Raw genomic sequence first — 9,443 nt, 5'->3', positions numbered from 1 at the left:
GATTGTGTAATTTGGTTACGGGAACTTTAATAGGAAATTTTCCGTGATGGATGTCCGGCTCCCTTACGCAGTTGCAGGAATATTACCTACAGAGCAAGTACTCAGGATCAGTTGAATGAGGATGTTTTTCTTACAAAAACTTCAGAAACGGCGGGTGGGAGCGGATTCGAAGGTTCTACACGGGGCCGCAAAGCGCCTGACAGGGCCGCGTCTCACATTGCCAACAAATGTTTCCCGGGCTTCGCTGGGAGTCATGGGCGTTGCAAATGTTGCTGGAAGTAACTTGCGCGGAAGCGCTTGACTTGCGACCCCTTGTCTTCACCGGGCCGGAAATCTTTAGGGCGCCGTAAAAAAATAAAGCGCTAAAGAAGAGCGCCGCAGAGCCCGAAAACCACTCAACGGCCCCGACCGGGTCCGTCTGGCAAGCCAGTGTCCCCACTGGCGGACATATGGCAGCAATGCCGGAACAAGTCTCTTCTCTAGGAGTTCAGCATGGCCTCGATCATCAACACCAACATCAGCTCGCTCAACGCACAGCGTCAACTGTCGGGCAGCCAGAACTCTCTGGCCACGTCCATGCAGCGCCTGTCCTCGGGCCTGCGCATCAACAGCGCCAAGGACGACGCCGCCGGCCTCGCCATCTCCGAGCGCATGACGGCCCAGATCAAGGGCCTGAACCAGGCCGGCCGCAATGCCAACGACGGCATCTCGCTGGCCCAGACGGCCGAAGGCGCGCTGAGCACCATCGGCAACAACCTGCAGCGCATCCGTGAGCTGGCCGTGCAGTCGCGCAACGCCACCAACTCCGCCGACGACCGCGCCGCCCTGCAAAAGGAAGTGACGCAGCTGGTCAGCGAAATCGACCGCGTGGCCAAGACCACTTCCTTCAACGGCACCAAGCTGCTGGACGGCAGCTTCAGCGCCCAGTCCTTCCAGGTGGGCGCCAACCAGGGCGAAACCATCAACATCGCGTCGATCGCCAACGCCTCGACCGACAGCCTGGGCGAGTGGACCTCGGTGGGCACGACCGACTACGAATCCTCGGCGCTGACGCTGGGCACTGCCGCCGATGCGGCCAGCTTCACCGTCAATGGCGTGACCATCAACGTGGCCGCCGAAGTGGGCCGCGATGCAGCGGGCGCGCTGACGGACGTCGACGCCGCCTTCAACGCCGCCAAGACGGCGAACGCCGAAGCACTGGCCGGCGTGACGATCAGCGCGGGCGTGCTCACCTCGGTGGGTGCCGATGCCGCCGGTCCGCTGACCGTGGCCGCCGGCACCAACGTGGGCGCGGTGACGCTCACCGCCACCGAAGTGGACGGCACGGACCAGACCGGCATCGCCGACGTCGACATCTCCTCGGTCGAAGGTGCCGACAACGCCATGCTGGCCATGGACGCCGCGCTGAAGTCCATCAACGGCGCCCGCGCCGACCTCGGTGCCATCCAGAACCGCTTCGAGTCGGTGGTCTCCAACCTGGCCACCACGGCCGAGAACCTCACGGCTTCGCGCAGCCGCATCCAGGACGCCGACTTCGCGGCCGAAACCGCCAACCTGTCGCGCGCCCAGATCCTGCAGCAGGCCGGCACGGCCATGGTGGCCCAGGCCAACCAGCTGCCGCAGACCGTGATGTCGCTGCTGCGCTGATCGACCCGCGCGCTTGAATGAGGGAACAGGGGGTGCTTCGGCGCCTTCCTGATCGCTTCATGCCCAGGCGGCGAACGGACAATTCCGTTCGCCGCCTTTTTTTCTGTGCTTGCACGGGCGTGCGCAACGGAGAAGAACCAATGGCCATTTCATCCGCCGGTCTGGGCAGCGGGCTCGAGGTCGAAAGCATCATCACGCAGCTGATGGCGCTCGAGAAGAAGCCGCTGACCTCGCTTCAGACCAAGGCCGCAGCCATCGACAGCAAGATCTCGGCCTTCGGCACGCTCAAGTCGCAGCTGTCCACCCTGTCGGATTCGCTCGCGGCGCTGGCCAGGCCCGCGACCTGGAACGCCAAGAGCGTCACGTCATCGAACACGGCCGCCGTGTCGGTGTCGGTGCTCAGCGGCGCCAACGCCGCGGCCAGTTCCTTTGGCATCAGCGTGTCGCAGCTGGCGCGTGCGCAATCGGTGTCCTCCTCGGCCGTGCCCGCGGGCAGCACCGTGGGCAGCGGCACCTTGACTTTCGAGCTGGGCAGCTGGGGCAGCGGCACCGAGCCCGCGTTCACGGCCGGCAGCGCCGGTGCGGTGTCGGTGACCATCGGCGCCGCCGACACGATGGCCGACATCGCATCGAAGATCAACGCGGCCGGCGCCGGCGTGAGCGCCACCGTGCTCAGGGACATCTCGGGCGACCGGCTTCTGCTGCGCTCGGGCAGCACGGGCGAAGCCGCAGGTTTCAAAGTGAGCGCGGGCGAGGGCAGCACGGGCCTGGACGGGCTCAGCTTCACCGATCCGGCCAGCGGCGCCGGCATGGCGGCCAACCCCGTGCAGTACGGCCTCAATGCCAAGGCCCAGATCAATGGCGTGGACATCGAGTCGGCCACCAACACGCTGGCCGAGACCATCCCCGGCCTGTCGCTGACGCTCTCGCAGGTCACGACCGCGCCCGTGGACATCACGGCCAGCAGCGACACCAGCGCGATGAAGAGCGCGATCAACAGCTTCGTGTCGGCCTACAACGCCATCAACACCACGCTGAACAACGCCACCAAGTACGACGCCAACAGCAACACGGCCGCGCTGCTGCAGGGCGACTCCACCACCGTGGGCCTGCACAACGCGCTGCGCAGCCTGGTCGGCAGCCCCTCGGGCGGAGGGGCGATGCAGTACCTCTCGGACCTGGGCGTTTCCATTGCGCGCGATGGCGCGGGCAACCTCAGCGTGGATGCGGCCAGGCTGGACAAGGCGCTCAAGGACCCGGCGGCCGTCCAGCAGTTCTTCACGGCTGCGGCCGGCAGCGATGCCAATGCCACCGGCTTTGCCACGCGCTTTGGCGCCTTCACGAAGGCGGCCATCGGCGCCGACGGCACGCTGGCCGGCAAGACCGAGTCGCTGCAGGCCCAGAAGAGCGCCAACACCAAGAGCCAGGAGCGGGTGAGCGATCGCCTCACGCTGACCGAGGCGCGGCTGCGCAAGCAGTACACGGCGCTGGACACGCAGATGGCCTCGCTGACGGCGCTGAACACCTACGTGACCCAGCAGATCGCGCAGTGGAACAAGTCCACCGGCTGATCGCCGGGCGCTGATCGAAATCCTTCAATTCCCCTTGAGTTTGACGGCGGCGTGTCGATAAACAAGGCATAGAGAGCACGAGGAACCCAGATGTACACGCCCCCCAGCGCGCGCGCCCAGGCCGCCTACCGGAACATCGCCGCCCAGTCGAGCATCGAGGGCGCCACGCCCCACCGGCTGATCGAGCTGGTCTTCGACGGCCTGCTGCAATCGCTGCGGGCCGCGCGCGGCGCGCTCGAGCGTGGCGATCTGCAGGCCAAGGGCCAGCAGATCGGACGCGCGGTGCGCTTTCTGGAAGAGGGGCTCAAGGGCGGCCTGAACGACGCCCAGGGTGGCGAGCTTGCCGCTAGACTCCGCGCGCTGTATGACTATTGTGTGAACCGGCTCACCACGGCCAATTTGCACAACGATGCTGCCGCGCTCGCGGAGGTCGAGGCGCTGATCGCGCCGCTGGCCCAGGGCTGGCGCGACATCGGCCCGCAGGCTGCAGCGCAGCGGGTGTGACCTGGCGGAGCTTTTCATGCAAGACCGACTGCTGGACTACTACAAGGCCATCGAAGAGGCCAGCCGCCAGATGCTGGAGGCGGCCCGCCGCGAGGACTGGGACGACGTGGTGCGCTGCGAAGGCGTGTGCGCCGTGCTGATCGAGCAACTGCGCTTTCGCGGCAAGACCGAGGAACTCCCGCGCGAAGACCGGGCCGAGAAGACCCGCATCATGCAGCGCATCCTGCGCAACGACGCCGAGATCCGCGTGCTCGCCGAACCCTGGCTCAGCGACTTCGCCAAGCTCTTCGACGGCGGCAGCCTGCAGACCATTCACTGAGCGCTGCAGCATCAACACCAAAACAAAACGGGCGCCAGGCGCCCGTTGTTGTTTCTGCCGATGGTTTGGCGGGTGCCTAAACCTGCATGTTCATGATGTCCGTATAGGCCTGCACCATCCGATTGCGCACGTGCAGCGCGGCCTGAAAGCCGATCTGCGACTTCTGCATCGCCACCATGGTCTGCTCCAGGCTGACCTGCGGGTTCTCCATCTGCACTTCGCGCTGCAGCCGCGATGATTCCAGCTGCGAGGCGCTGACCGACTGCAGGGCACCGCTCAGGGCTTCGGAGAAGCCGCCCACGGCCTTGGGCGCGGCCGGTCGCACCAGCGTCTGCAGGTCCTTGAGGGCGGAGGGGCTGACGGGAGAAAGAGGAAGGTCCATGGCCCCGGATGCTAGGGCTGCCCGGGCTGGGCCAATCGCCGAGAAATGGGGCGAAAAGCGCCTCTTTATCGGCCTTATGCGCGGGGCGCACCGTCCGAATAATCGGCCGCAGCGGGCTGCACGGGTGCGGCCTGCGTCGCCACCGCCCCTTTCTCGATGTCCGCCGCTGCCGCCCTTCCTGCTGCTGTTCCTCCTGCCAACGGCCCGCTGGCACTGCCCGCGCGGCTCCAGGCCCTGAGCCCGGGCCAGCGCATGCGCCTGGCGGCCGGCGTGGCGCTGCTGGTGGCCATCGCCATCGCGGCCGTGGTTATCGGCCGCACGCCCGACTGGCGCGTGCTCTATGCCAACCTGGCCGACAAGGATGGCGGCGCCATCGTCGCCCAGCTGGCGCAGATGAACGTGCCCTACAAGTATTCCGAAGGCGGCGGCGCCGTGATGGTGCCGGCCGACAAAGTGCATGACCTGCGCCTGCGCCTGGCGGCCCAGGGCCTGCCCAAGGGCTCGGTGGTGGGCTATGAGCTGACCGACAGCAACCGCTTCGGCATGACGCAGTTCCAGGAAAAGCTCTCCTTCCAGCGCGCGCTCGAAGGCGAGCTCACGCGCTCGATCCAGGCGCTGGGCTCGGTGCAATCGGCGCGCGTGCACCTGGCGCTGCCCACGCAGAACGGCTTCTTCCGCGAGCAGCAGAAGCCTTCGGCGTCGGTGCTGCTGTCGCTGTACCCGGGCCGCGCGCTCGAGCGCGCGCAGGTGGCCGGCATCGTTCACCTCGTGGCCTCCAGCGTGCCCGAACTCAACCCGGCGGCCGTGAGCGTGGTCGACGACAGCGGCAAGCTGCTGTCGGGCAATGGCGAAGGGGCGGGCGCTGCCGGTGGCGGTGGCGGCGTCGATGCGCAGCAGCTGGCCTACACGCAGCAGATCGAACAGCAGCTCACGCGCCGCATCATGGACATCCTGGAGCCCATCGTGGGCCGCCAGAACGTCAAGGCCCAGGTGACGGCCGACGTGGACTTCTCCAAGACCGAAGCCACCTCCGAAGAGCACAAGCCCAACCTGGCGGCCAATGCGAGCGCCGTGCGCAGCCAGCAGACCGTGGAAAGCACGGGGCCGGGCGCCGGTGGCGCGGCGGCCGCTGGCGGCGTGCCCGGCGCCACCACCAACCAGCCGCCCACGCCGCCGGCCGCACCGATCAATGGTGCCGCCGCGCCGCTGGCGCCCACGGGTGCTGCCGCCGCAGCCACGGCCGCCGCAGCGCCCAGCCGCCGCGAGTCGGTCACCAACTACGAAGTGGACAAGACCATCCGCACCGTGCGCGGCGCCACCGGCCAGGTGCGGCGGCTCAGCGCGGCCGTGGTGGTCAATTACCAGGGCATCGTGAATGCCGACGGCAAGAGCACGCCCACCGCGCTGCCGCCGGAGCAGTTGGAGAAGATGACCGCGCTGGTGCGCGAGAGCATCGGCTTCAGCAGCGAGCGCGGCGATTCGGTGAACCTGATGAACGCGCCCTTCCTGGGCGAGGCCGCCGCGGCGCCTGTGCTGCCATGGTGGAAGCGGCCGGAAATGCTGGACCTGGTGCGCAGCCTGGCCTGGCCCGTGTCGCTGGGCCTGCTGGGCGTGCTGGTGCTCTTTGGCCTGGTGCGCCCGGGCCTGAAGCTGGCGGCGGCGCACAAGCCCGCCGAGGCCGTGCCCGCGCTGCCCGCCCCGCCCGGGGCGCAGCTCAGCGCGCTGATCGCCGACGAGACGCCACGCCCCGCGCTGGGCACGTCCGAGGCCGGGCGCCTGTCCGCGCCTGCAGAGGTGCCCGAACAGGCCCGGCTGGAAGGCGCGCGCCAGATGGCCCGCCAGAACCCCGTGGCCGTGGCCAACATCGTCAAGACCTGGATCAACGGCGACGCTGCCCGCGCCTGAACGCTCACCTTCCTTCCCATGGACGACCAAGGCCTGAACGACGCCGCCATCCTGCTCATGTCGCTGGGTGAACAGGAGGCCGGCGAAGTGCTGCGGCACCTGTCGCCGCGCGAGGTGCAGAAGATCGGCGAGACCATCGCGAAGACGCGCGCCGTGTCGCGCGAGCGCCTGGGCGAGGTGGCCGACCGCTTCGTCAGCGCCACGGCAGGGCAGGGCCTGTTTGCGGCCGACACGGGCGACTACGTGCGGGCCGTGCTGCAGCGCGCGCTGGGCCATGAGAAGGCCACCATCCTGGCCGACCGCATCCTGCAGCCCACGCAGTTCACGGGCATCGAGAACCTGCGCTGGATGGATGCGCCCTCGGTGGCCGAAGTGCTGAAGGTGGAGCATCCGCAGATCGTGGCCGCCATCCTGGTGCATCTGGAAAGCGACCATGCGGCCGCGATCCTGGTGCAGCTGCCCGAGGCGCACCGCGCCGAGATCCTGCTGCGCGTGGCCACGCTCGAGGGCATGCACCCGGCCGCGCTGGACGACCTCAACGAAGTGATGGGCCGCATCCTGGCCGGCGGCGCCAAGGTGCGCAAGCCCACGCTGGGCGGCGCCAAGGCCGCGGCCGGCATGATCAACATGCTCGGTGCCGGCGCGGACACGCAGGCCGTCGAAGCCATCCGCAGCCACGATCCCGAGCTGGCCCAGCAGATCGCCGACCTGATGTTCGTGTTCGAGGACATCATGAAGCTGGACGACAAGTCGGTCCAGCTGGTGCTCAAGGAGATCGCCTCCGAGACGCTGATCGTCGCGCTCAAGGGCGCAGCGCCCGCGCTGCGCGACAAGTTCCTGTCGAACATGTCCTCGCGCGCGGCCGAGTCGCTGCGCGAAGACCTCGAATCGCGCGGCCCGCTGCGCCTGGCCGAGGTGGAAGCGCAGCAGAAGGAAATCCTCAAGGCCGTGCGCCAGCTGGCGGACGACGGCCAGATCGTGCTGGGCGGCGGCGCGGGAATGGTCTGAGGCCATGAGCCGCACCGCACGCCTGATCCCGGCCGAAGCGCTGGGCGCCGCTTCGCCCTGGAACTTCGAGCGCATGGGCGCGCCCGTGGAGAGCGCGCCCGTGATCCGGCCCGAGGCCGTGCGCGATGCGCGCGCCATGGGCTACGCCGAAGGCCATGCGGCCGGCGTGGCCGAGGCCACGGCCCAGGTCCAGGCCGAGATGCAGGAAGCGTTTGAGCGCCTGATGGCCGAGCAGGCCGCGCGCTTTGCCGCGCTGTTCGATGCGGCGCAGACCGGCCTGGCCCAGGCCCAGCAGGACATCGCGCGCGGCAGCCTGGAAATCGCCTGCGCGCTCGCGCGCCAGGTGCTGCGGCGCGAACTCGCGCACAGCAGCGATGGTTTGATTGAAGTGGCGCACGAGGCCGTGCAGGCGCTGCTGGAGGACGGCCGCAGCGCCACCTTGCATGTCTCGCCCGACGACCATGCGCGCCTGGGCGAGGCGCTGGAACAGGCGCTGGCCCAGAGCCAAGCTAGCCAGGTCAGCGTGGTGGCCGATGCCACCGTGGCCAATGGCGGCTGCCTGCTCGAGTCGGCCGCGGCCCGCATCGATGCCAGCGTGGCCAAGCGCTGGGAACGCGCCGTGGCCAGCCTGGGGCTGGACGCGCCCTGGGAGCCGACGCATGCCGCCTGAAGCCCGGGTCTGGCAGCGCTTCATGGACGACGCGCTGCAGCGCGTGCGCATGACGCCGCGGCTGGAAGTGGAAGGCACGCTCACGCGCGTGACCGGGCTGGTGCTGGAGGCCGCCGGCCTGCGCGCGCCCATCGGCTCGCAATGCCTGGTGCGCATGCCCAATCCGCAGGGCCCACGAGGCCGTGCCGCCGACGTGTTGGCCGAGGTGGTGGGCTTTGCCGACGACCGCGCCTACCTGATGCCCGCGGGCGACGTGCATGGCCTGCGCAGCGGCGCCAGCGTCATCCCGGCCGCGGCCTTCGTGCCCGTGCCGCGCCTGGGCGAGCCCGAATCCGAAGTGCAGCCGCGCAGCGGCGTGCTGCGCCTGCCGCTGGGCGATGGCCTGCTGGGCCGCGTGGTCGATCCGCAGGGCCAGCCGCTGGACCACCAGGGCCCGCTGGTCGACGTGGCGGCGCAGCCGCTGGACCGCTCGCCCATCAACGCCATGGAGCGCGACCCGGTGCGCGAGCCGCTGGACACCGGCGTGCGCGCCATCAACGCGCTGCTCACCGTGGGCCGCGGCCAGCGCATCGGCCTGTTCGCGGGCTCGGGCGTGGGCAAGAGCGTGCTGCTGGGCATGATGGCGCGCTACACCGAGGCCGACGTCATCGTGGTCGGGCTGATCGGCGAGCGCGGGCGCGAGGTCAAGGAATTCATCGAGGACATCCTCGGCGCGCAGGGCCGCGCGCGCTCGGTGGTGGTGGCCGCGCCGGCCGATGCGCCGCCCTTGCTGCGCATGCAGGGCGCGGCCTATGCCACGGGCGTGGCCGAGCACTTCCGCGATGCCGGCAAGCATGTGCTGCTGCTGATGGATTCGCTCACGCGCTATGCGATGGCGCAGCGCGAGATCGCGCTGGCCATCGGCGAGCCACCGGCCACCAAGGGCTACCCGCCCTCGTGCTTCGCCAAGCTGCCGCAGCTGGTGGAGCGCAGCGGCAACGGCCTCAATGGCGTGGGTTCGATCACGGCCTTCTACACCGTGCTTTCCGAAGGCGACGACCAGCAGGACCCGATCGCCGACGCCGCGCGCGCCATCCTGGACGGCCACATCGTGCTCTCGCGCGCGCTGGCCGAAGAGGCGCACTTTCCGGCCATCGACATCGAGCAGTCGGCCTCGCGCGTGATGCACAACGTGGTGGAGCCGGCCTACCTCGATTCGGCGCGGCGCTTTCGCGCCATCTACTCGCGCTTTCGCAAGAGCCGGGACCTGGTGCGCCTGGGCGCCTACGCGGCCGGCAGCGATCCGGAGCTGGACGAGGCCATCCGCCTGCAGCCGGCCATGGCGGCCTTCTTGCAGCAGAACATGTTCGAGGGCGACCGGCTGGGCGACAGCATGGCCGGCCTGCAACGCACGATCAAGGCGCAGGCCCACTGAGGCCGGCCACAGAAGGGAGCAGC

9 protein-coding genes are annotated in these 9,443 nt (G+C 69.0%); 8 read left to right on the top strand and 1 reads right to left on the bottom strand.

Annotation, left to right across the window (positions count from 1 at the left end; translation table 11 throughout):
• Nucleotides 1-492 precede the first annotated feature (492 nt).
• From PGB34_RS02570 to PGB34_RS02555, 4 genes are all read left to right on the top strand, one after another.
• Nucleotides 493-1,647 (top strand): flagellin, encoded by a 1,155-nt coding sequence (locus tag PGB34_RS02570; RefSeq protein ID WP_271426498.1) that lies wholly within the window; start codon nucleotides 493-495, stop codon nucleotides 1,645-1,647.
• Between the two features lie 140 nt (nucleotides 1,648-1,787).
• Entirely contained in the window at nucleotides 1,788-3,218 is a 1,431-nt protein-coding gene (fliD, locus tag PGB34_RS02565; RefSeq protein ID WP_271426497.1) for a flagellar filament capping protein FliD, read from the top strand.
• Between the two features lie 90 nt (nucleotides 3,219-3,308).
• Nucleotides 3,309-3,722 (top strand): flagellar export chaperone FliS, encoded by a 414-nt coding sequence (fliS, locus tag PGB34_RS02560; protein ID WP_271426496.1) that lies wholly within the window; start codon nucleotides 3,309-3,311, stop codon nucleotides 3,720-3,722.
• A 16-nt stretch (nucleotides 3,723-3,738) separates the two neighbouring features.
• Nucleotides 3,739-4,041, top strand: coding sequence for a flagellar protein FliT (locus PGB34_RS02555; RefSeq protein ID WP_271426495.1), 303 nt, complete (start codon nucleotides 3,739-3,741; stop codon nucleotides 4,039-4,041).
• A 76-nt stretch (nucleotides 4,042-4,117) separates the two neighbouring features.
• Here PGB34_RS02555 and fliE read toward each other — a convergent pair whose 3' ends face one another.
• Nucleotides 4,118-4,423 (bottom strand): flagellar hook-basal body complex protein FliE, encoded by a 306-nt coding sequence (fliE, locus tag PGB34_RS02550; RefSeq protein ID WP_271426494.1) that lies wholly within the window; start codon nucleotides 4,421-4,423, stop codon nucleotides 4,118-4,120.
• A gap of 156 nt (nucleotides 4,424-4,579) precedes the next feature.
• Between fliE and fliF the strand changes: the two genes are divergently transcribed.
• The 4 genes from fliF to fliI are packed head-to-tail and all read left to right on the top strand — an operon-like array spanning nucleotide 4,580 to nucleotide 9,420.
• Nucleotides 4,580-6,328, top strand: coding sequence for a flagellar basal-body MS-ring/collar protein FliF (gene fliF / locus PGB34_RS02545; protein WP_271426493.1), 1,749 nt, complete (start codon nucleotides 4,580-4,582; stop codon nucleotides 6,326-6,328).
• A gap of 18 nt (nucleotides 6,329-6,346) precedes the next feature.
• On the top strand, nucleotides 6,347-7,336 hold the full coding sequence (fliG, locus tag PGB34_RS02540) for a flagellar motor switch protein FliG (protein ID WP_271426492.1): 990 nt from the start codon (nucleotides 6,347-6,349) through the stop codon (nucleotides 7,334-7,336).
• 4 nt (nucleotides 7,337-7,340) lie between these two features.
• Nucleotides 7,341-8,006 (top strand): FliH/SctL family protein, encoded by a 666-nt coding sequence (locus tag PGB34_RS02535; protein ID WP_271426491.1) that lies wholly within the window; start codon nucleotides 7,341-7,343, stop codon nucleotides 8,004-8,006.
• Nucleotides 7,996-9,420 carry a flagellar protein export ATPase FliI gene (fliI, locus tag PGB34_RS02530; RefSeq protein ID WP_408647816.1) on the top strand — a complete coding sequence of 475 codons (1,425 nt, stop codon included), beginning with the start codon at nucleotides 7,996-7,998 and terminating at the stop codon, nucleotides 9,418-9,420. The genes PGB34_RS02535 and fliI overlap by 11 nt, the downstream gene beginning before the upstream one ends.
• Nucleotides 9,421-9,443: the final 23 nt, after the last annotated feature.

Source organism: Xenophilus arseniciresistens, assembly GCF_028023875.1.
GTDB classification, from domain to species: domain Bacteria; phylum Pseudomonadota; class Gammaproteobacteria; order Burkholderiales; family Burkholderiaceae_C; genus Xenophilus; species Xenophilus arseniciresistens.
Note: the sequence above shows the minus strand (reverse complement) of the source record. Positions and strands in the feature narration are given on the sequence as shown.